Origin of the sequence: Amycolatopsis roodepoortensis (assembly GCF_024628825.1) — a bacterium.
GTDB classification, from domain to species: Bacteria; Actinomycetota; Actinomycetes; order Mycobacteriales; family Pseudonocardiaceae; genus Amycolatopsis; species Amycolatopsis roodepoortensis.
In genome coordinates, this window is sequence record NZ_CP102415.1 from 6,606,326 (window position 1) to 6,625,802 (window position 19,477).

23 protein-coding genes are annotated in these 19,477 nt (G+C 70.3%); 13 read left to right on the forward strand and 10 right to left on the reverse strand.

Features of this window, described 5'->3' with window-relative positions:
- Positions 1-26: 26 nt before the first annotated feature.
- Positions 27-527, reverse strand: a complete 501-nt coding sequence (locus NQK81_RS31665; protein WP_126737447.1) for a methylated-DNA--[protein]-cysteine S-methyltransferase — start codon at positions 525-527, stop codon at positions 27-29.
- On the reverse strand, positions 527-1,984 hold the full coding sequence (locus NQK81_RS31670; RefSeq protein ID WP_257484408.1) for a DNA-3-methyladenine glycosylase 2 family protein: 1,458 nt from the start codon (positions 1,982-1,984) through the stop codon (positions 527-529). The genes NQK81_RS31665 and NQK81_RS31670 overlap by 1 nt, the downstream gene beginning before the upstream one ends.
- Before the next feature lie 105 nt (positions 1,985-2,089).
- On the opposite strand from NQK81_RS31670, the gene ychF reads away from it, so the two are divergent.
- Positions 2,090-3,172, forward strand: coding sequence for a redox-regulated ATPase YchF (ychF, locus tag NQK81_RS31675; RefSeq protein ID WP_126737449.1), 1,083 nt, complete (start codon positions 2,090-2,092; stop codon positions 3,170-3,172).
- On the opposite strand, the gene NQK81_RS31680 is transcribed toward ychF, so the two are convergent.
- On the reverse strand, positions 3,162-3,722 hold the full coding sequence (locus NQK81_RS31680) for a DUF4303 domain-containing protein (protein ID WP_257484409.1): 561 nt from the start codon (positions 3,720-3,722) through the stop codon (positions 3,162-3,164). The genes ychF and NQK81_RS31680 overlap by 11 nt on opposite strands.
- A gap of 107 nt (positions 3,723-3,829) precedes the next feature.
- On the opposite strand from NQK81_RS31680, the gene NQK81_RS31685 reads away from it, so the two are divergent.
- The 3 genes from NQK81_RS31685 to NQK81_RS31695 are packed head-to-tail and all read left to right on the forward strand — an operon-like array spanning position 3,830 to position 4,773.
- Positions 3,830-4,153 carry a hypothetical protein gene (locus tag NQK81_RS31685; protein WP_257484410.1) on the forward strand — a complete coding sequence of 108 codons (324 nt, stop codon included), beginning with the start codon at positions 3,830-3,832 and terminating at the stop codon, positions 4,151-4,153.
- Between the two features lie 39 nt (positions 4,154-4,192).
- The gene (locus NQK81_RS31690) at positions 4,193-4,396 is read left to right on the forward strand and encodes a ribbon-helix-helix protein, CopG family (protein ID WP_192743424.1); all 204 of its coding nucleotides are present in this window, start codon (positions 4,193-4,195) and stop codon (positions 4,394-4,396) included.
- Entirely contained in the window at positions 4,393-4,773 is a 381-nt protein-coding gene (locus NQK81_RS31695) for a type II toxin-antitoxin system death-on-curing family toxin (RefSeq protein ID WP_257484411.1), read from the forward strand. The genes NQK81_RS31690 and NQK81_RS31695 overlap by 4 nt, the downstream gene beginning before the upstream one ends.
- Here NQK81_RS31695 and NQK81_RS31700 read toward each other — a convergent pair whose 3' ends face one another.
- On the reverse strand, positions 4,774-5,142 hold the full coding sequence (locus NQK81_RS31700) for a hypothetical protein (RefSeq protein WP_257484412.1): 369 nt from the start codon (positions 5,140-5,142) through the stop codon (positions 4,774-4,776). It abuts the gene before it with no gap.
- Positions 5,143-5,184: 42 nt separating this feature from the next.
- On the opposite strand from NQK81_RS31700, the gene NQK81_RS31705 reads away from it, so the two are divergent.
- Genes NQK81_RS31705 through NQK81_RS31715 form a run of 3 tightly spaced genes read left to right on the forward strand, consistent with a single transcriptional unit; the run spans position 5,185 to position 7,312 of the window.
- Entirely contained in the window at positions 5,185-5,877 is a 693-nt protein-coding gene (locus NQK81_RS31705; protein WP_257484413.1) for a hypothetical protein, read from the forward strand.
- Complete coding sequence (locus NQK81_RS31710) at positions 5,874-6,239, forward strand: hypothetical protein (protein ID WP_257484414.1); 366 nt, start codon at positions 5,874-5,876, stop codon at positions 6,237-6,239. The genes NQK81_RS31705 and NQK81_RS31710 overlap by 4 nt, the downstream gene beginning before the upstream one ends.
- 11 nt (positions 6,240-6,250) lie before the next feature.
- Positions 6,251-7,312, forward strand: coding sequence for an ankyrin repeat domain-containing protein (locus tag NQK81_RS31715; protein ID WP_257484415.1), 1,062 nt, complete (start codon positions 6,251-6,253; stop codon positions 7,310-7,312).
- Positions 7,313-7,358: 46 nt separating this feature from the next.
- Here the strand turns inward: NQK81_RS31715 and NQK81_RS31720 are convergent, their stop codons facing one another.
- Complete coding sequence (locus NQK81_RS31720) at positions 7,359-8,720, reverse strand: M20/M25/M40 family metallo-hydrolase (protein WP_257484416.1); 1,362 nt, start codon at positions 8,718-8,720, stop codon at positions 7,359-7,361.
- Positions 8,648-9,034 carry a TetR/AcrR family transcriptional regulator C-terminal domain-containing protein gene (locus NQK81_RS31725; protein WP_306856068.1) on the reverse strand — a complete coding sequence of 129 codons (387 nt, stop codon included), beginning with the start codon at positions 9,032-9,034 and terminating at the stop codon, positions 8,648-8,650. The genes NQK81_RS31720 and NQK81_RS31725 overlap by 73 nt, the downstream gene beginning before the upstream one ends.
- A 269-nt stretch (positions 9,035-9,303) precedes the next feature.
- Here NQK81_RS31725 and NQK81_RS31730 point away from each other — a divergent pair, with 269 nt between their 5' ends.
- Entirely contained in the window at positions 9,304-9,642 is a 339-nt protein-coding gene (locus tag NQK81_RS31730) for a winged helix-turn-helix transcriptional regulator (RefSeq protein WP_126737479.1), read from the forward strand.
- A gap of 386 nt (positions 9,643-10,028) precedes the next feature.
- On the opposite strand, the gene NQK81_RS31735 is transcribed toward NQK81_RS31730, so the two are convergent.
- A complete protein-coding gene (locus tag NQK81_RS31735) occupies positions 10,029-10,319 on the reverse strand; it encodes a 4a-hydroxytetrahydrobiopterin dehydratase (protein ID WP_257484417.1) in 291 nt (96 codons plus the stop codon).
- A 75-nt stretch (positions 10,320-10,394) separates the two neighbouring features.
- On the opposite strand from NQK81_RS31735, the gene NQK81_RS31740 reads away from it, so the two are divergent.
- From NQK81_RS31740 to NQK81_RS31750, 3 genes are read left to right on the forward strand one after another with little or no spacing between them, the layout of a single operon-like run.
- On the forward strand, positions 10,395-11,447 hold the full coding sequence (locus NQK81_RS31740) for a thiamine ABC transporter substrate-binding protein (RefSeq protein ID WP_257484418.1): 1,053 nt from the start codon (positions 10,395-10,397) through the stop codon (positions 11,445-11,447).
- Entirely contained in the window at positions 11,423-13,072 is a 1,650-nt protein-coding gene (locus NQK81_RS31745) for an ABC transporter permease (protein ID WP_371878819.1), read from the forward strand. Before NQK81_RS31740 ends, NQK81_RS31745 begins: the two co-directional genes overlap by 25 nt.
- Positions 13,072-14,088, forward strand: a complete 1,017-nt coding sequence (locus NQK81_RS31750) for an ABC transporter ATP-binding protein (protein WP_257484419.1) — start codon at positions 13,072-13,074, stop codon at positions 14,086-14,088. Before NQK81_RS31745 ends, NQK81_RS31750 begins: the two co-directional genes overlap by 1 nt.
- Positions 14,089-14,148: 60 nt before the next feature.
- Here NQK81_RS31750 and NQK81_RS31755 read toward each other — a convergent pair whose 3' ends face one another.
- The 3 genes from NQK81_RS31755 to NQK81_RS31765 are packed head-to-tail and all read right to left on the reverse strand — an operon-like array spanning position 14,149 to position 17,104.
- Entirely contained in the window at positions 14,149-15,030 is an 882-nt protein-coding gene (locus tag NQK81_RS31755) for an ABC transporter permease (protein ID WP_257484420.1), read from the reverse strand.
- Positions 15,027-16,022, reverse strand: a complete 996-nt coding sequence (locus NQK81_RS31760) for an ABC transporter ATP-binding protein (protein WP_126737465.1) — start codon at positions 16,020-16,022, stop codon at positions 15,027-15,029. The genes NQK81_RS31755 and NQK81_RS31760 overlap by 4 nt, the downstream gene beginning before the upstream one ends.
- On the reverse strand, positions 16,019-17,104 hold the full coding sequence (locus NQK81_RS31765; protein WP_257484421.1) for a LolA family protein: 1,086 nt from the start codon (positions 17,102-17,104) through the stop codon (positions 16,019-16,021). Before NQK81_RS31765 ends, NQK81_RS31760 begins: the two co-directional genes overlap by 4 nt.
- Before the next feature lie 144 nt (positions 17,105-17,248).
- On the opposite strand from NQK81_RS31765, the gene NQK81_RS31770 reads away from it, so the two are divergent.
- Together NQK81_RS31770 and NQK81_RS31775 are read left to right on the forward strand one after the other, a co-directional pair.
- Positions 17,249-17,977, forward strand: coding sequence for a response regulator transcription factor (locus NQK81_RS31770; protein WP_126737467.1), 729 nt, complete (start codon positions 17,249-17,251; stop codon positions 17,975-17,977).
- Complete coding sequence (locus tag NQK81_RS31775; RefSeq protein WP_257484422.1) at positions 17,974-19,302, forward strand: ATP-binding protein; 1,329 nt, start codon at positions 17,974-17,976, stop codon at positions 19,300-19,302. Before NQK81_RS31770 ends, NQK81_RS31775 begins: the two co-directional genes overlap by 4 nt.
- Positions 19,303-19,477: the final 175 nt, after the last annotated feature.

Below are 19,477 nucleotides of genomic sequence, written 5' to 3' on the forward strand. Positions count from 1 at the left end.
ACCGTCCTTACCACTCACGAGGCGGTTCAGGCGGCTTCGTGCGTCAACAGCCACTGCTTCGCCGGGACACCCCACCGGAAGTTCCCCACGCCGCCGCCGGTCCGCACCACCCGGTGGCACGGCACGAACAACGCCGCCGCGTTCTTCGCGCACGCCGACGCGGCCGCCCGCACCGCCGCCGGATTCCCCGCCAGCGCCGCGTACTCCGCGTAGCTCACCGGCTCGCCCGCCGGCACCTTCCGCAGGATTTCCCAAGCGTGCTCCCGGAAAGCGCCGGACCGCTGCCGCACCTCGACGTCGGCGACCGCGTCCAGGTCGCCGTCGTGGTAGCGGCGGATCGCGGTGCTCACGGGGCCGAGGTCTCGTCGCTGCTTCACTTCGCCAGGGGCCAGCGACGGCGAGATCAGCGGCGTCAGCTCGCCGACGTCGCCGGTCCAGCCCGAGGCGAGCACGGCACCGTCACCCGCCACGACGGCGGTGAACGGGCCGATCCTGGTGTCCATCGTGGACCAATACGCGATGCTCATCATTCTCCCTTTTCGGCGCGCCACAGGTACATGCCGGCGTACGAGGACCAGGGCTGCCAGGCCCGCCCGCGTTCGGCCAGCGTCGTTTCGTCGTCCGCGATGCCCAGCGCGGCCGCTCCCCGGCGCAGCGCCGGATCACCGGTCAGCAGGACGTCCGGCGCGCCCAGCACGCGCATCAGGACGTAGTCCGCGGTCCCCGGCCCGATGCCCGGGAGGTCCAGCAGCTCCGCCCGCAGCTCCAGAGGATCGCGGCCCACGTGGACCGCCACCCCGTCCGCCAGCGCGCGGGCCACCGCGGCCACCCGTTCCGGGCCGTGTTCGGCGACCTGGGCGGCCGTCGGGAACAGCGTGGTCAGCCCGTCGAGCGCCTCGTCGCAGCTGGGCAGGCGCTCGCCGAGGCTCTCGGCTAGCTCGGCCGCCTCGGCGGGGGAGAGCATCGCGCGCAGCACGAGCTCGTCGCCGTCGACAGTGCCGGGCACCCGGATCCCGGGGATCGTCTCGACCAGCGGCGCGAGGGCGGGGTCGGCCCCGAGGACCCGCGCGACCGCCTCCGGGTCGGCGTCGAGGTCGAGCAGCCGCCGCACCCTGGCCACCGCGCTGCTCAGGTCGCGCAGGTCGGCGAGCCGCAGGTCGCAGCGGACGTGGTCGTCCTTCGCGGTCAGCCACACGACACCGGTGCCGTGCGCGAGCCGCAGCGTGCGCCCGTATCCGGTCACTCCGGAATCGTCGCGCGTCACGTGCTCGACGCCGGGTACGGCCTGCTCGGCCAGGAAGTCCAGCACGCCGGCCGCGTCGAACGGCTTGCGGAACGGCAACCGCAGGCTCAACCGGGTCCCGGTCGGCAACTCCTCGGCCTTGCGACGGCGCAGGCTCGCGGCGCGAAGCTGCGAAGGCGTCGTCGCGAAGACCTCCCGGATCGTCTCGTTGAACTGGCGGACGCTGGAGAAACCCGCGGCGAACGCGACGTCGGTCAGCGGGAGCCCGGACATCTCGATCAGCAGCCGCGCCGAGTGCGCCCGATGGGCCCTGGCCAGCGCCAGCGGTCCGGCGCCGAGTTCGGCGGTGAGGACGCGGCCGAGCTGCCGTTCGGAATAGCCGAGCCGCCGCGCGAGCCCCGGGACGCCGTCGCGTTCGACGGTCCCGTCCGAGATGAGCCGCATCGCCCGCGCGGCGAGGTCGGCCCGGATATCCCAATCGGGTGAGCCGGGGACGGCGTCGGGCAGGCAGCGGCGGCAGGCGCGGAAGCCGTTCGCCTGTGCGGCCGCCGACGTCGGGTAGAAGCGGACGTTCTGCTGCTTCGGCGTCGACGCGGGGCAGGACGGACGGCAGTAGATCCCGGTGGTGGAGACGGCCATGATGAACTGGCCGTCGAACCGGGAATCACGGGCGGCGACGGCGCGGTAACACCGTTCGGTGTCGCGCCACACGGCCCGTTCGGCCAAGGTCTGCTCGGTCATGACATCGATCGTGCCACCAGGTCGGGGGCGCGGCTGGCGGAAATCCGACACGGCGATCAAGGCCTCGGCGGATGGGGCGGCGGGCGGCACGTAGACTTCTGGCCCGTGAGTCTCACCCTCGGCATCGTCGGCCTGCCCAACGTCGGCAAGTCCACCCTGTTCAACGCGCTGACCCGCAACGACGTGCTCGCGGCGAACTACCCGTTCGCGACGATCGAGCCCAACGTCGGTGTCGTTCCGCTGCCGGATCCGCGGCTGGACAAGCTCGCCGGGATCTTCGGCTCCGAGCGGATCGTGCCCGCCGTCGTGTCCTTTGTGGACATCGCGGGCATCGTGAAGGGCGCTTCCGAGGGAGCAGGCCTCGGCAACAAGTTCCTCGCGAACATCCGCGAGGCCAACGCGATCTGCCAGGTCATCCGCGTGTTCGACGACCCGGACGTGATCCACGTCGACGGCCGGATCGACCCGGGCAGCGACATCGAGACGATCAACACCGAGCTGATCCTCGCCGACCTGCAGACCCTGGAGAAGGCGCTGCCGCGGCTGGAGAAGGAAGCGCGGACGAAGAAGGAGAACAAGCCCGCGCTCGACAACGCGGTCAAGGCCAAGGAGATCCTCGACGCCGGGCGGACCCTCTTCCAGGCGCAGAAGGAGGTCGACTTCGAGGCGCTGCGCGAGCTGAGCCTGCTCACCACGAAGCCGTTCCTCTACGTCTTCAACGCCGACGAAGGCATCCTCACCGACGAGTCGCGCCGCGAGGAGCTGGCCAAGCTGGTCGCCCCGGCCGACGCGGTGTTCCTCGACGCCAAGGTCGAAGCCGAACTGCTCGAACTGGACGACGAGGAGTCCGTGCGCGAGCTGCTGGAGTCCGTCGGCCAGCACGAGCCGGGCCTGTACTCGCTGGCGCGCGCCGGCTTCCACACCCTCGGCCTCCAGACGTACCTGACCGCGGGCCCCAAGGAGTCGCGCGCCTGGACGATCCCGCAGGGCGCGACCGCCCCGCAGGCCGCGGGCGTCATCCACACCGACTTCGAGCGCGGCTTCATCAAGGCCGAGGTCGTCTCGTTCGACGACCTGGTCGAGAACGGCTCCATGGCCGCCGCCCGGTCCGCGGGCAAGGTGCGCATGGAGGGCAAGGACTACGTCATGGCGGACGGCGACGTGGTGGAGTTCCGCTTCAACGTCTGATGTCGACCTGCAGGAACTCCCGGAACTCCGCGGTTTCGGCCTGACCGTTCAGCGCGGCGTTCCACTGGGCGATGTCGGCTTCCGAGATGTCGGCGTCGAGTAGCAGGAAGACCCGCACCGCGTTCGGCCACCGCTCGAAGAACCCGGCGGCGACCGAGGCCGTCAACGCTTGTGCGATCGACTGCCACACCGTCCTCCGGAACTCGCGAAGGTCCGAATCGGTGCAGCGCCGCATCGCCCGTTCCGCCTCGGCGCGGATCGGCTCCAGCGGGTCGTCGATCCCCTCGGCGCCGCGGATGTCCATGTCCCACTCGCCGAGGTGCCATCTCGCGTCGATGGCGAACTCCGGGTCCTCGGCGATCATCTCGTCGAGATGTCGCCGCGAGTGCGCGAAGGCGACGATCGACGTGGCGTCGGCGTCGGTCGCGATGCCGACGCCTGCCACGTCGTCCGGCGGCAGCTGTCCTGCGACCGCCGCGATGGCCTGCTCGAGCGCCGATCGGAGTCGATCCGACCAATCGCGTGCCCACGCGCGGAGTTCAAGATCCATGGCTCCATTGTCGCCGTTCGCTCCTCGGTGGTGCGGGGGCCGACATAGGATCGGCCTCACCGCTGGGAGGGCCGCGGCGGAGCTGGATTCCCCACGGAGGCAAGGGCATGGGTGCTGATCGCGACGTCTGGTTCATCGATCGTTGGGGTGTCCAGATCGAAGACGACATCTCCATCGAGGCCTTCGCCGCCCTGCTGGACGCGCTCAACGACGACGATGCCGAGCACGTCGTCGTCGACATCAACGACAGCGACGATTGGTTCGTCGAGTTCACCCGCCGCTCCGTCTGTTTCCAGCAGGCGGAACGCGGCGGAGAAGTCGTTGGCAGCCTTGACTATGCCGACCGCGACGAGGCGCTCGCGATCGCCAAGGAGTTCATCGACGGCGACTTCGAGGCTCTTCGCGCACGCTCCTGGAAGCCCGACGCCTGAGTGGACTTGATCATGATACCGAAGTGGTATCATGAGCTCATGGCGATGACGTTGAGGCTGAACGAAGAGCAGGAGCGCGCTTTGGCCTTGCTCGCCGAGGCCAACGGGGTGAGCAAGCACGAAGCGATCGTGCGCGCGATCACCGACGCCGCGGCCCGGTCCGTCCGTGACGATCGAGTGCGTGCCCTGTCGCGTGACGGGCGGGCGCGTTACGCGTCGTTGCTCGATCGCCTGGCGCAGTGAAGATCGAGTACCTGTCCCTGGACGACCTGCTCACACTCGCGGCCGACCTGGGTGTTTCCCGAATTCGGGATCTGGGCTTGCTCGACGCGGCGGCGCATCGGCCGCAGTCGTCGCTGATGGGGCAGGACGCTTATCCGAGCCTGCATGAGAAAGCGGCGGTCCTGCTGGAGTCGATAGTCCGCAACCACCCGCTCATCGACGGTAACAAGCGGCTGGGCTGGATGGCGGTCTTCGTTTTCTACGGTCTCAACGGTGTCGACCTGGAAGCGCCGGAGGACGACGCGTACGAGCTCGTGATCGCGACGGCGACCGGGGCTGTCGCCTACGAGGAAGGGGCCCAGCGCCTCGCGGCGTGGGCTCGCCCCGAAGTCGTCTGATCACACGCCGTAGCGATCCTGGAACATCCTCGCCGGTGCCTTGCCGTGCCGCGCCGTGTAGGCCGCCACGATCTCGTCCGTCGTGTCCTCCCCGGACTGGAGACGGACCAGATACGGCACCACCCAGTGCAGATCCGCCTCGTCGAACTGCTCCGCCCAGTACGGATCGAGTCCGGTCCGGGACTCGTCGAGCACCGCGGAGAGCGCGACCTGCCCACCCGCGTTCACCGGATGTGGGCCCACCGAGATCGAGACGCGGGAAGCGGCGCCGGCCGGATGCACGGCCACCTCCATGGGGTGCGGATGGCGGCCGGGCGCCGTGCGGGCGATCACGAGGAACCGCAGTGGCCCGCGTTTCGTCTTCTTCATGCGGCCATTCGAGCACGCCGCCACGGACCGAGGATGAACCGCATGACGAGCCCCGCCCTCTCACCGCTCGCCCGTGTCCTGGCGCGCACGGACTTCGCGGAGGACTGGTACCGCTGGTGCGACGCCAAGCGAGACTGGGCGGCCGAGGCGACGGGTACCTACGACGAAGACTCCCTGCTCTCCGCGAGCGGCGGGTTCGCCGCGCTCCCCGCGAGCGAGTTCATGCGGGCGTATCGCGCGGCCGGAGCCCGTTTCGAACCCGAGGTCGCCGGAGGCCTCGGTCCCGGTATCGACTACGACCCGCGGCGCGGGTCCGAACCACTCGTCGGCCCGCTGCACTACGAGTTCGCCGGCTGGCTCGGCGACGACATCGTCACGACGAGCGGGTACTGGATCGTCACCGGCAGGCTCGCCGACGCGCTCAGGGAATCGCCGCTCACCGGCTACGAGATCGGCGAGGTGGTGGTGACCACCGAAGAACAGTTCGACATGTTCTACAGCCATCTCGGCCTTCCCCGTGACTGGGAGCGGCTCATCCCCACCGGCACGGAGGAGGGCGGTGAGGATTTCGTGCTCGAAACGGTCGTCGACCTCCTCGTCAGCGACGCCGCCCTCGAACTGTTGCGGCGGTTCCACATCGACGACGCCGACATCTCGCCGGCGGACGAGGAACCGGAGGTCTCCGAAGTCATGCGGAAGTTCCTCGACCTGCAGCGAGCGAAGGGGGAACGGTGACGGACGACACCACCGTCGATCTCATCGGATCGTTGGTCGAAGCCGCGGACCTGCCGGGATCGGTGGACGGCTGGGAATCGCTGGCGATCATCCTGGAGTTCGGCGAAGGGTTTCGCAGTGTGTACGGGTACGCGTACTCGCCCGGCGGCGTCATCACGCCCGTGTCCTGCCAGTGGTCGGGCATCGAAGCGGCGGTGAACGCGTACCTGGGTGAGAGGCTGCCGGTGAAGATCCTCGTGCAGTACGACCGGACGGCCGGGAAGCACGAGGTCACCTTCGAGGACACCGACGAGGACCGTTGGGCCGTGAAGCCGAAGAACTTCCGGCAGATGCGCGAACAACTGCGCCCGAAGTTCGACTGAGGAGAAGCACGATGGCACGGAAGCGGAAGACCCTTCCCAAGGACTTCGAGGAGATGCTGACCTCGGCCTCGGTGGAGGAACTCAAAGCCGTCTTCGGCAAATGCGAGCTCGACGCGCGGGGCGGCTATTCCAAGGGCACCGCCATCGGCTTCCCGGCATGCCCGGACGAGCTCATCGTCTGGCTGACCGGGCAGGGGCTCGCCGTCGACACCCCGGACAGCTACGGCAGGACACCGCTTCACGCGCGGGCTTCCCGCGGTGCTCCGAAGCAGATTCCCTTGCTGCTCTCGCTCGGCGCGGACGTCGATGCGGCCGACACCTACGGGCAAACACCGCTTGGGGCCGCCGTGGGCAGGCTGAGGGTCGAGGCGGCGCGAGTGCTGATCGAGCACGGGGCCTCGACCGAGGTGCTCGACAGGCGCGGCAACACCTTGCTGATGTGCTGCCTGATCAGTACGGAGAACGCCTATCTCCGGGAGTCCGCCGAGATCGCGAAGCTGTTGCTCGAACGCGGGGCGAGCATCACGCCCGAGATGCGCCGGAAGGTCGAGCGGATCGGCAGTGGGTTCGAGTTCCATCGCGAGACCTTCAACCGCGACCTTCTCGAAGAGACCGACGCCGCGCTCAGCGAGCTGTACCGGATCTTCGAGGTCGAGCCCGTAGCCCGGCGGTCGAAGCACGATGGGGTGTCACCGATCGTCGTTCCCGGCGGAACCTGGCAGGAGCGGCACAAGGCGCTTTGGGAGTTCCTCGTGCCGTCGAGCGGTGCGGGCGAGACAGTGCAGTGCGAGGTCGTCCGCGTCACCGGCCGGATCTCCGACGAGATGTTCCGGAACGGCGGGGCGAACTGGGACCGCGATTATCGTGCGATGGCCGACGCGTTCCCGGGTTTCCTGGCGCAGGGCGAGCCTCTCGGCGAGGAAGAACTCCGAGAGGCCAAGGAGATCGCCAAGCAGGTCAGGTCCGGCCGCGGTGGGGACGAACAGCTCGATCGCTTGAGCGAACTCGCCGTCGCCTGGGTCGCGAGGAATCCGGCCCCGATCGCCTTGGAAGCGGTGGACTACTCACGCTGAGGACCGCCGGGTGTCCTCGATGAGCATCGAGGACACCCGGCGAGGCTCACTTCCGCAGCAGGCTGTACGCCGCCGAACCGATCAGCTCCAGCGAAACCTGAAGCCGCTCGAGGGAGACGTTGTCCTTGATGGTGTCTTCCGGCGTGTGATACGTCGGCTCCAGCAGCGCCGGACCGGTTTCCCCGCGCCAGCTGAAGTTGCCCGACGCGATCCCGCGCTCGAAGAACGGCACGTGGTCGCTCGAACCGCGCGCCACCGGGCCCTTGACCTGAGGGTCGTAGCCGAGCCGCTTGGCGGCGGCGTTGACGGCCGCGGTCGTGGCGTTGTCGGCGCCGTCGACCGAAAGCAGCCAGTAGGTCACCGCCGGGTCCCAGCTGGTGGCGACCATGTCGTTCTGGAAGCAGCCCGCGATCCGCTTCGCTTCCGGGTCGGACAGGTTCTTGACGTAGTGCCGCGAACCGATCAGCCCGTACTCCTCCGAGCCCCACAGCGCGAACCGCAGCGTCTTGCTCGTCGGCAGGTGGCGCAGGACGCGCGCCAGTTCCAGGCACAGCACGGTGCCGCTGCCGTCGTCGTTGGCGCCGGGGGAGCCGGGGACGCTGTCGTAGTGCGCGGTCACCATGACCACGCCGTCGTCCTTGCCGGGGAACGTGGCGGGCCGCTCGGCGATGACGTTGTACGACGTCAGGTTCTTGTGGTGGGTGGCCGTCGCCTTCACCGTGACCGAGCCCTTGGCGAGCCGTTCGCGCAGGCGCTCGACCTGCACCTGGGCCAGGCCGAGCACCGGGATGGTGACCGGGGTGGCCAGCGTCGGGGAGAACGCCGACAGCTTGCGGGCCGGGTCCGCACCGATCCGGCCGAGCAGCACGGCGTCCGCTCCGCGCTGCGCGGCCGTCAGGTACGCGTCGGCCTTGTTGGTCACGGCGGCGATCAGCACGATCTTGCCGGTCAGGTCGTCGGGAAGCGTGCTGCCGTCACCGGCGTCGACGACGACGGCCTCGCGCGTGACGTCCTGCAGGCCCTGCGGCGACGAGCCGGTCTGCCAGCTGTCGCGCCCGATCGACAGGCCGCCCAGGAACTTGTCGGCGATCGGGAACGGCTGCAGCGTGACCTGGTAGCGAAGGTCCCGAAGCACCTTCGCGATGTAGTCCCTGGCTCGCAGTTCGCCTTCGGTGCCGGCGATCCGGGGGCCGATCTTGTCGCTGAGCACCCGCAGGTGCTCCAGCGCCCGCCGCGACCGCACCCGCGCGACCACGGGGTAGTCGCCGAATTCCAGCGACGGCGGGAACTGCGCGCCCGGACGTTGCTGCGTGGCCGCGGCGGCGGTGCCGGGGTTCAGCCCGATCGTCGCCGCGCCCGCCAGTGCCACCGCGCCCGCGAGCACCTCACGTCTGCGCAGACCTGCCATGGAACACCCCTCACTTCTCGAAGAAACTCGTTCGAGTAGCTAAGAGTCACGAGGCCCGGAGAGCAACCTCCGATCGTCCCCTTTTTCCTTTCCGTGACGTTTCCTCTGTCTTGGGCGCCGAAGGCCTTCAGGAAGGTGCCGACGGCGGCCTCGGCGATGGCGCGAAGTTCGGCGTCGGGAGTGCGGCGGGTGCCGGGCCTCGCCCGCTTGTCGGCCGGACCGGACAGCAGCGCGAAGAACAGATCCGCGGCCAAGAGCGGGTCCGCGGTTCGAAGGTGCCCGGAGACGGTCAGGCGGACGAGCCGGTCGGCCAGTGCTTCGGGCCACGCGGTCCGCCGCGCGCGTGTGGATGACGTCGATCAGGTCGGGGAACTGGCCCGTCTCGGCCGCGAGTAACCGTCGCAGCGCCCATGAGCTCGGTCCGCCGACGCGGAGACCGTCTCGCGAAACAGGATCTCCTTGTCGCCGTAATGGCTGTACCCGGTGGCTTTGGCCGGGGTCACTCGCCGGTTGCAGGCCGACGAACGACGGCGGAAGGGGCCGCACGGGTAACTTCGGACGGGTGAAGCCGTTGAGTCCCGACATGTTCGCGCCCGGTTGCCCGTCGAACCTGACCCCGTTCCGGATCGGCGACAAATGGGCGGGTCTGGTCGTGCAGTGCCTGGAAGAAGGGCCGCGCCGGTTCTCCGAACTGCGGGTGCCCTTGCGGGGAGTCACGCCGAAGGTCCTCACGGAGACCCTGAGGGCTCTGGAGCGCGACGGCATGATCACGCGGACGGCGTACGACGAGACACCGCCGCGGGTGGAGTACGAGCTCACCTCGCTCGGCCGGACGTTGTTCGAGCCGATGGAGGCATGCCGTGAATGGGCGGCGAAGCACCTTCCGGAGCTGGTCGCCGCCCGCGAGGCCTACTCGGGCTGAAGGACTAGCCGAGCAGGCCGAGCACGACGATCGTCAGCAGCGTGATGGCGGCGGCGAACGTGGTCACCCAGGCGCGCTGGGCGGCGGTGATGGAGGCGTTGTTCACGGCGGTTCCCCGGGGGAGAGAAGCGACAGGTCCGCCGGGAACAGCGCGTTGATCAGGCTCCGCGTTACCTGCCGGACGCCGGTGTGATCAACGTCACTGATCGTGCTGGTGATGCCGATCGCGCGCCGTGTACCAGAGCACTCCGGCAGCGGCCGCCACCATCGCGCCGAACGCCGAGAACCCCACCACGATCGCTTGCGTCATCACTCGTCCTTTCTCGTTGTGTCCCTACTGGGGAAGACGTCCGAGAAGCGGAGTCGTGGCGCGATCGTCGCGGACGTCACATGCCGTCGAGAACCCCGTCGATCTGCGACGCGAGGGAGAAGTCCTTCTCCGTCAGCCCTCCGGCGGAGTGCGTGCTGAGCCGGAACGTCACCGTCCGCCAGCGGATGTCGATGTCGGGATGGTGGTCGGCCGCCTCCGCCAGTTCGGCCACCTTGTCCACCGCCTCGATGGCTTTCGGGAAACTCGGCAGCTTCGCCGTCCGCTCGATCGTCACGCCGTCACGGGTCCACCCGGAGAGCTTGGTCACGGCTTCGTCGGCCTGCTGGTCGTTCAAGATTTCCGCCATGACTCCATGGTGGTACGCCGTCGGCTACGCTGCACGTTTGCCACGGGTCCCCCCTTGAAGAACGCAGGAGGCTAGATGAAACGCGCCCTCCGCACGGTCGTTGCGGCTGGCACGGTGGCCGCCCTCGTCGCGGGCTGCTCGCTCTCCGGGAACACGGGGAACGACCCGCAGGCGCCGGCGACGGTCACGCTCGTGACACACGACTCGTGGCTCGCCCCGCAGGATGTCCTCGACGCGTTCGAGCGGCAGTCCGGGATCAAGATCTCCGTGCTCAAGCAGGGGGACGCGGGCGCGCTGACCAACAAACTGGTGCTGACCAAGGCGAACCCGATCGGGGACGTCGCGTACGGCATCGACTCGACGTTCGCCTCGCGCGCGCTCACCGAGGGCGTTTTCGAGCAGTACACCAGCCCGGAGGCCGATCGCGGCCCGCAGCGCTACTCCATCGACCCCGAGCACCGGCTCTCCGCGGTCGACCTCGGCGACGTCTGCGTGAACATCGACACCCGGTACTTCGCGGACAAGGGGATCCCGGAGCCGAAGTCGTTCGCGGACCTGGCCGACGCCAAGTACAAGGACCTGATGGTCGCCGAGAGCGCCGCGACGTCCTCGCCCGGCCTGGCGTTCCTGCTCGGCACCGTCGCCCAGTTCGGCGAGCAGGGCTGGCAGGGGTACTGGACCCAGCTGAAGGCCAACGGTCTCAAGGTGGTCAGCGGCTGGGAAGAGGCCTACTCCAAGGAATTCTCCGGTTCCTCGGGCAAGGGCCCGCGCCCGATCGTCGTCTCCTACGCCTCTTCGCCCGCCGCCGAGATCGGCGACGACGGCAAGCCGCGCACGAAGGCGCTGCTGGACACCTGCTACCGCCAGGTCGAGTACGCGGGGGTGCTGAAGGGCGGCAAGCAGGTCGAGAAGGCCCGCAAGGTCGTGGACTTCCTGCTGTCCCAGCAGTTCCAGGTGACGGTGGCGAGCAACATGTACGTGTACCCGGCCCGTCAGGGAGTCGAGCTCCCGCAGGGCTGGGCGCAGGCCGCGCCGCAGCCGCAGCAGCCGAAGACGCTCGAACCGGCCAAGATCCAGGCCGGGCGCGAGCAGTGGATCGCCCAGTGGCGCACGCTACTCGAAGGCTGAGTTCGACCAGGCCGACTTTCCGCGGAGCCGGGCTGGCCGCGCTCGCCGTGCTGCCGCTCGGTTTCCTCGTGGTGTTCTTCGCCTGGCCGGTCGCGGCGATCGTCGCGCGCGGTTTCGGCTCCGGCGGGGTCGGCACGGCCATCGGTGACCCGCTGACCTGGGAGCTCGCCGGATTCACCGTCGCCAGTGCCGGGGTCTCGACGATCGTGGCGGTGCTGGCGGGCCTGCCGGTCGCGTTCCTGCTCGCGCGGGTGCGGCTGCCGGGGGTCTCGCTGGTCCGGACGCTCGTGCTGGTGCCGTTCGTGCTGCCGACGATCGTGGTCGGCCTGGCGTTCCGCGCGCTCTGGCCCGACGGCGGGCTGCTGCCCCTGGTGCTGGCCAACGCCTTCTTCAACGTGGCCGTCGTCGCGCGCACGGTTTCCGGGTTGTGGAGCCATCTCGATCCGCGCACCGTGGACGCGGCGCGGGCACTCGGCGCGTCGCCGTGGCGCGCCTTCCGCTCGGTGACGCTGCCCGCGCTCGCCCCGGCCGTCGCGTCGTCGGCCGCGGTGGTGTTCCTGTTCTGCGCCACCAGTTTCGGGGTCGTGCTCATCCTCGGCGGGGCGAAGTACCGCACCCTGGAGACCGAGATCTACCTGCGCACGGTCGAACTGCTCGACCTCTCGGGCGCGGCCGCGTTGTCGCTGGTGCAGTTCGCCGCCGTCGTCGCCGCGCTGGTCGTCGGCGCGCTGGCCAGGCGGCGCCGGGAGAACGCGGTCCGCCTGCGTTCGCGGAGCGAGACGGCCCGGCGGCCGAGGGGTGGCGAGTGGTGGGCGGTGTCCGCCGGGCTCGCGGTGGTCGCGCTCCTGATGACGCCGATCGTGGCTTTGCTGGTCGAGTCCGTGTCCACTTCGGACGGTTGGAGCCTCGCCGGGTACGCGGCACTCGCCGGGCAGGGAACCAGCGGCTCGCTCCAGGTCTCGGGCTGGGACGCGGCGTCGATGTCGCTGCGGACGGCGTTCGACGCCACGACGCTCGCGATGATCGTCGGTGTCCTGGCCTCGGTCGTGCTGGTGGCGTTGCGCCGCACGCCGGGCAGGCTGGCCCGCGGCATGGGCGAGACGATGGACGCCGCGCTCATGCTGCCGCTGGGCGTGTCCGCGGTGACCGTCGGTTTCGGCTATCTCGTCACGCTCGACGCGCTGCCGGGCGACCTGCGGACGTCGCCGCTGCTGGTGCCGCTCGCGCAGGCGCTGGTGATCATCCCGCTGATCGTGCGGATGGTGCTGCCGGTGCTGCGCTCGGTCGACGTCCGGCTGCGGCAGGCCGCGTCGACGCTCGGCGCGAGCCCCGGCCGGGTGTGGCGGGAGATCGATCTCCCGTTGACGGCGCGTTCGCTGGTCGCGGCGGCCGGTTTCGGTTACGTGGTCGCGCTCGGCGAATTCGGCGCGACGAGCTTCCTGGCCAGGCCGGACGCGCCGACGCTGCCGGTCGCCGTGGCGACGCTGATCTCGCGGCCGGGGGAGCTGAACAACCAGATGGCCTACGCGGCCTGCGCGCTGCTCATGATCGTGACCGTGGTGGCGGTGGTGCTGATCGACCGGTTCGGCGCGGTCCGCGGGCAGAATTCGGTAGGGGAGTTCTAGTGTCGCTGTCGGTACGTGAGCTGACTGTCCACTATGGATCTCATCCGGCGGTGAAGGACGCCCGGCTGGACATCGCCGACGGCGAGGTGCTGGCCCTGCTGGGCCCGTCCGGTTCGGGGAAGTCGACGCTGCTGCGGGCGATCACCGGGCTGGAGCCGCTGACGTCGGGCACCGTGCGGTGGGACGGCGAGGACCTTTCCGGTGTCCCGGTGCACCGGCGGGAGTTCGGGCTGGTGTTCCAGGACGGGCAGCTGTTCCCGCACAAGGACGTCGCCGCCAACATCGCCTTCGGGCTGCGGATGCACGACGTCCCCCGCGCCGAGCACGCCGAACGGATCCGGGCGCTGCTCGATCTCGTCGGGCTGGCCGGTTACGAGCGGCGGAGGGTGACCGAGCTGTCCGGCGGGCAGGCACAGCGGGTGGCGCTGGCCCGCGCGCTGGCGCCGGAACCGCGGTTGCTGCTGCTGGACGAGCCGCTGTCCGGTTTGGACGCCGGGCTGCGGGAACAGCTGGCGATCGATCTCGCGGCCCTGCTGCGGCGCAGCAAGATCACCGCGCTGCTGGTCACGCACGATCAGGAGGAGGCGTTCACACTCGCCGACCGGGTCGCCGTGCTCGACGACGGGGAGATCCGGCAGGAGGGCGCGGTGCGCCGCGTCTGGCGGCAGCCGGTGGACGAGGACGTCGCACGGTTCCTCGGGGTGACCACCTTCGTCGACGGCGAGGCTTCCGGCGGTGTGGTGCGGACGCCGCTCGGCGACGTGGCATTGCCCGACGTCGAGGACGGCGTGGTGCGGCTGGGGCTGAGGCCGCACGGTCTGCGAGTGGCCCCGGAGGGTGCCGAGGGCGAGGTCGTCGCCGTGGTGCACCGGCGGGAGCACGTGCGGCTCGTGGTCGCCCCCGGCGGCGATCTGTCCACTGTGGACGCCGTCGCGCCGGTGACGGCCGATCTGCGCCCCGGTGACACCGTGCGGCTCGCCCTGGACCCGGACGGTGTCGCCCAACTCCGCGGTTAGTCCTCTGAACGCGGTCCTTGTGTGTACAAGTACCGCATCCAGAGGACGAAACGCGGGAGGTCAGCCGTCCCGGGTGGTCAGGCGCGCGTAGGCGATCGAGAGCCCGATGGCGATGTAGCAGGCGGCGCGCAACGCGCCTTCGCCGAGCATCGCGGTGTCCACCGGGTCCATCAGCACCGAAGCGGGTGCCTGCGTCCAGTTCTCGTTGAGCAGGAACGGATGCAGCCACGAGACCGCGTCCAGGAAACCGAGGATGGTGAACACGATCGTCCCGGCCAGCACCGAGGCGACGACCAGCATCGGATGCTCGGTGAACGCCGAGATCGCCAGCGCGACCGCGCCGATCGCCCACAGCTGCAGCACCACCCACGCGGCCACGAGCAGGACGCGGCCCAGCGCGTCCCAGACGCTCAGCGTCGAGCCGGTGAGGGTGAACATCGAGTCGGCGCCGCTGATGATCAGGCCGGTGACGAAACCGGTGCACGTCATGGCCAGTACGGCGACCGTCGAAACCGTCGCGACGCCGAACGCCTTGATCGCGAGCAGCCTGCCCCGGCCGACCGGCGCGATCAGCCAGCCGCGCAGCGTCCCGTGGGCCGCCTCGCCGGCGATCGCGTCCGCCCCGGCCATCGCCGAAGCGAGCGGGAGCAGCAACCCCAGCGTCATGGTCAGGGCCGCGACCGGCAGGATGAAGCCGTTGCTGACCGCGGAGGCGAGCAGCGCGCCGTCCCCGTTGCCGCCACCGCCGTTGTTCGTCTCCGTCGGGTCGACGAGCGTCAGCGCGACCCCGATGATCACCGGGATCAACGCGAGCAGGCCCAGTACGGCGAGCGTGCGAGGCCGCCGGAAGATCCAGCGCAGTTCCGCCCGGTACAACCGGAGCAGCCCGACACTGTCCTGCCCGGTCCGTGCCGCGGATGCCGCGGCCAGAGCGTGGGTCACGACTCCCCCTCACCGTCTACGGTGGACTCCGGCTGGGTCAGCCGGGCGAACAGGTCTTCGAGCCCGGTGCGCGCCCGCGCCGCCTCGTGCACGGCCACCCCGGCCGTCACCAGATGACGCAGCACGTCGGGGGCTTCGGCGGCGGTCAGGTCGACGCGGACGCCGTCCGGCGTGAGCCTGCTGCCGATCCTGTTCTCCCGCAACGTCTCCACCGCGAGTTCGGCGTCCGGCGTGCGCACCAGCAGCGCCGCGTTCCCCGACTCCAGCAGTTCCGAGAGCTCGCCCTGGGCGATCACGTTCCCGGACTGGAGCACCGCGACGTGCGTGCAGGTCGCCTCGACCTCGGCCAGCAGATGCGACGACACCAGCACGGTGACGCCGTCGGCGTGCAGTTCGGCGATGATCCGGCGGATCTCCCTGGTACCCGCCGGGTCGAGGCCGTTCGTCGGCTCGTCGAGCACGACCATCCGCCTCGGCACGAGCAGCGCGCTCGCCAGGCCCATCCGCTGCTTCATCCCCAGCGAATAACCCTTGTAGCGCCGGGTGGCGGCGCCGGTCAGGCCGACGCGCTCAAGTGCCGCGTCGACCGCGCCGGGGATCCCCGCCGAGGCCAGCCGCGGTTCGGCCGCGGCCACACGAAGCAGGTTCTCCCGCCCGGAAAGAAAAGGGTGGAAACCCGGCCCTTCGACGAGCGCGCCGACGTCGGGCAACGCGTGCGCCGCCTCGTCGGGCATCCGTTTGCCGAAGAGTTCGACCTCTCCCTCGGTGGGCCGCACGAGACCGAGCAGCATCCGGATGGTCGTCGTCTTGCCCGAACCGTTGGGGCCGAGCATCCCCAGCACGGCGCCTTCGGGAACGTCGAGATCGACGTGGTCCACGGCCACCGTGCGGCCGTAGACCTTGCGCAGGCCCCTGGTGCGGGCCGCCATGGGTACCGCCGGAGCGGACGCCTCCTGGGAAGCGTCCGCCCCGGCTTCGAACGTGGTGGTCACTTCGCGGCCAAGGCCTCGAAGAGGACCTGCTCCGGCACCGCGCCGGCGGCGTAGCGGCCGTCGTCGGTCAGCACGCCGCTGCCGACCTTGGTGGTCACCAGCCAGCCGCTGCCCCAGGCACCGCTGACCGGCTTGGCGAACCGCGAAAGCAGCGCCTTCGGGTCGACCTGGCGGCCCTGCTCGTCCTTGGCCTCGCCGGCCTTCGCCAGCGCGTCGGCCGGGATCTTGCCGGTGATGGCGGTGTCCCAGCCGTCGCCGACGACCTTGATCTCGGACTTCGCCCGCTCGGCCAGCTCACGGTCCTTCGGCTCGACCTCGGCGGTCTTCTCGGTCACCTTCGCGCCCTTGGGCGGGGTGAACTCGAAGTTCGACGCGGGCTGCGCCGCGAAGTTGATCTCGCTGAACGAAGCCTCGAACGCCGGGGCGGACGTGCCGTTGGCCAGCACCGTGACCCGCAGCGGCATCCGGGTCTGGTCGTCGATCGCGACACGGATCTCGCGCAGGACGGTCCGCTCGGTCGGCTTCGGGGTCAGCACCAGTTCGTACGCGGCGCGATTCGCGACCGCGGCCGTGCCGTCTACGGCGATCGTGCTGCTCTCGCGCACCTTGCCGAGCAGTTCCGACGCCACCGTCGCCGGGTCGACGTCCTTGCTCTTGTCCTGGTGCTCCTTGGCCAGCCCGTCCGGGACGGTGATCTTGGTGGCCGAGTTGTCCTTGGAGTTGTACTCCCAGACGGTCTGGCCGGTGCGGACGATGGTCTGCTGGCTGGAGCCCTCGGTGAGCGAGATCTTGCTCTTGCCCGCGCCGTCGGTCGACACCTGCGCCGAGTCGACGTCGAGCGCCGAGACACCGGGCAGGGCGCCGCCGACCTGCGGCAGGCCGAGGTCGTTGCTGACCTTGACCTTCCCGTCGAACGCCGTCGGCTTCGCGTTGAGCGTCGACTGCACCAGCTCTTCGGCGCTGATCTGCGGCAAGACGGGCGCGTCGCCCGCGGTGGCCGGCATCGCGACGACGACGAGCCCGCCGACGCCGAGAGCCGTCCCCACCACCGCCGCGGTGATGGCCTTCCTCTTCGGATCCATGCTGTCTCTCCCTGTTTCCCCGAACCCCAGTGTGCTCGGGTCTTGGCGACAACGCTTCCCCGGAAACGCTGAGACACCACTCAGACTCCGCCGCCGGAGCTGAGATGGCGCTGAGAGGTCGCGCGTGAGCTGGTCGAAGCGTGAATGATGAGGGACGTGAAACCTCGAGTACTGGTGGTCGACGACGAGCCCGGCGTGCGCAAGGCGTTGCAGCGGGGGCTGCGCGCCGAGGACATGGACGTGGTCACGGCGGCCGACGGGCCCAGCGGCCTGCGGCTCGCGCAGACGGGCTCCTTCGACGTCGTCCTGCTCGACATCATGCTCCCGGGGCTTTCCGGTTACCGCGTGCTCGAACGCCTGCGCGCGCTCGGCGTCACCACACCGGTGCTGATGATCTCCGCGAAGGACGGCGAGGTCGACCAGGCGGACGGCCTCGACCTCGGCGCCGACGGCTACCTCGTCAAACCGTTCTCGTTCGTCGTCCTGGTCGCGCAGGTGCGCGCGGTATTGCGGCGCGCCTCGCCGGACGCCATCCGCGGGCCGCTGCGCATCGGCGCGCTCGAAGTCGACCGGAGCCTGCGGCAGGTCCGCTACGACGGCGTCGAGGTGGCGTTCAGTCCCCGCGAGTTCGCGCTGCTGGAGGTGCTGGCCGGTCGGGCGGGAACGGTCGTCACCAAGGACGAGCTGCTGCGCGCCGTCTGGGGTGACGAACAGGCCGCGACCCGGAACGTCGTCGAGGTCTACGTCGGTTACGTGCGCCGCAAACTCGACGCGGTCGGCGCGGGCGCCCTGGTCCGGACCGTGCGCGGACACGGTTACCTGGCCTCGGATCCGCAGCTCGACGAAGTGATCGCCCCGGCGGGACAGGGGTGATCGGCTCGCCGTCTTGGTGGCGCCGCCGATCGCTGGAGGTCCGGATCACCCTGCTCACGGCCACGGTCACGCTCGGTTTCCTGCTCGGGCTGGCGGCGGTCGCGGGGGACAACCTCCAGCCGCTTCTCATCGGCTCGGTCGACGATGAGCTGAGTGCTCGGCTGGGGACCGCGAAGTCCGACGTCGCCGCGGGACGGGTGCCGTCGGGATCGGCGGTCACCGTCCGCGTCCTCGACACCGCCGGCGGCCCGGTGGACGGCCTCCCGCCCGCGAACCTCGGCCCCGCGGACGTCCGCGCGCTGAAGGCCGGCGAATCGGTCACGACCGGTGGCGAGCACAGCTGGCGCTGGGCGGGCACCGTCGTCACCGCCCCCGACGGACAGCAACGGCTCGTTGTGACGGGTGCGGGCCTGGTCGGCTTCGCGACCGCCGTGCACTCCGGCGGGCTGTGGTTGTTCGTGGTCGCGTCCGTCGGCGCGGTGGGCGCCGGGATCGCGACGTGGCTGCTGGTGCGGTTCGCCCTGCGGCCGGTGGCGCGGATGCGCGGTTCGGTGCGGGCGCTCCCGCGGGGCGCGCGGCTGCCGCTCCCGGATTCGCACGACGAACTCCGCGCGCTGGCGGAGGAGTTCAACGCGTTGCTGGCCAGGCAGGAGGAAGGCGCCGAACGGCTTCGCCGGTTCACCGGGGACGCCGCGCATGAACTCCGGTCGCCGGTCGCGTCGATCCGCGTGCAGGCCGAGGTCGCGGTCGCCAATCCCGATCCCGAACTTTCGCAGGAGACCCTTTCGGACATCCTGGAGGAGGCGGAACGGCTCTCCGCGCTGCTCGACGGGCTGCTGGCGCTGGCGAGGTCGGACGCGGGGGAGGTGCCGCCCGCGGAACCCGTCGAGCTGGTGAGCGAGGTGCGGGCCGCGGTCGCGCGGATGCCCGCCGGCGCGCCGGAGATCCGGGTGAGCGGCACGGTCGGGGCGGCGTGGGCGCTCGCCACGCACGCCGAGGTCGAGCTGGTGCTGAGCAACCTGCTGCGCAACGCCTGCCGGTACGCGCGCGGCCAGATCGTGGTGTCGGTGCTCGCGGCGCGGTCCACCGTGCGGGTGGTGGTCGACGACGACGGACCGGGGATCGCGCCCGAGCATCGGGAGCGGGTGTTCGACCGGTTCTACCGCGTGTCCGATTCGCGGGCGAGGTCCTCCGGCGGAACCGGGCTGGGGCTGGCGATGGTCGCGGAGGCCGTCCGGCGCCGAGGGGGCCGGGTTCGCGTCGGTGAATCACCCGATGGCGGGGCGCGATTCCAGGTCGTGTGGCAGGCGGCGCGGCCTCAGTAGGTGCTGCTGTTCGCACCACGCGTGATTGGATGGACGACACACGTGATCAGAAGGCCGACTTGCGTGACTGGATGGACGACACCCTCCCTCGGCCGTGTCGTCCGTCTGATCACGCGTGCCGTCCGTCTGATCACGCGAAACCACCGTCCGCGAGCGGCGCGCGCGGTCGTAGGGT

Bases quoted from the DNA above. Each gene is read 5' to 3' on its own strand.
- NQK81_RS31770 (WP_126737467.1), top strand. From the start codon at position 17,249: ATGATGAGGGACGTGAAACCTCGAGTACTGGTGGTCGACGACGAGCCC.
- NQK81_RS31665 (WP_126737447.1), bottom strand. From the start codon at position 527: ATGAGCATCGCGTATTGGTCCACGATGGACACCAGGATCGGCCCGTTC.
- NQK81_RS31700 (WP_257484412.1), bottom strand. From the start codon at position 5,142: ATGAAGAAGACGAAACGCGGGCCACTGCGGTTCCTCGTGATCGCCCGC.
- NQK81_RS31715 (WP_257484415.1), top strand. From the start codon at position 6,251: ATGGCACGGAAGCGGAAGACCCTTCCCAAGGACTTCGAGGAGATGCTG.
- NQK81_RS31740 (WP_257484418.1), top strand. From the start codon at position 10,395: ATGAAACGCGCCCTCCGCACGGTCGTTGCGGCTGGCACGGTGGCCGCC.
- NQK81_RS31730 (WP_126737479.1), top strand. From the start codon at position 9,304: ATGTTCGCGCCCGGTTGCCCGTCGAACCTGACCCCGTTCCGGATCGGC.
- NQK81_RS31705 (WP_257484413.1), top strand. From the start codon at position 5,185: ATGACGAGCCCCGCCCTCTCACCGCTCGCCCGTGTCCTGGCGCGCACG.
- NQK81_RS31680 (WP_257484409.1), bottom strand. From the start codon at position 3,722: ATGGATCTTGAACTCCGCGCGTGGGCACGCGATTGGTCGGATCGACTC.
- NQK81_RS31670 (WP_257484408.1), bottom strand. From the start codon at position 1,984: ATGACCGAGCAGACCTTGGCCGAACGGGCCGTGTGGCGCGACACCGAA.
- NQK81_RS31765 (WP_257484421.1), bottom strand. From the start codon at position 17,104: ATGGATCCGAAGAGGAAGGCCATCACCGCGGCGGTGGTGGGGACGGCT.
- NQK81_RS31685 (WP_257484410.1), top strand. From the start codon at position 3,830: ATGGGTGCTGATCGCGACGTCTGGTTCATCGATCGTTGGGGTGTCCAG.
- NQK81_RS31735 (WP_257484417.1), bottom strand. From the start codon at position 10,319: ATGGCGGAAATCTTGAACGACCAGCAGGCCGACGAAGCCGTGACCAAG.
- NQK81_RS31690 (WP_192743424.1), top strand. From the start codon at position 4,193: ATGGCGATGACGTTGAGGCTGAACGAAGAGCAGGAGCGCGCTTTGGCC.
- NQK81_RS31720 (WP_257484416.1), bottom strand. From the start codon at position 8,720: ATGGCAGGTCTGCGCAGACGTGAGGTGCTCGCGGGCGCGGTGGCACTG.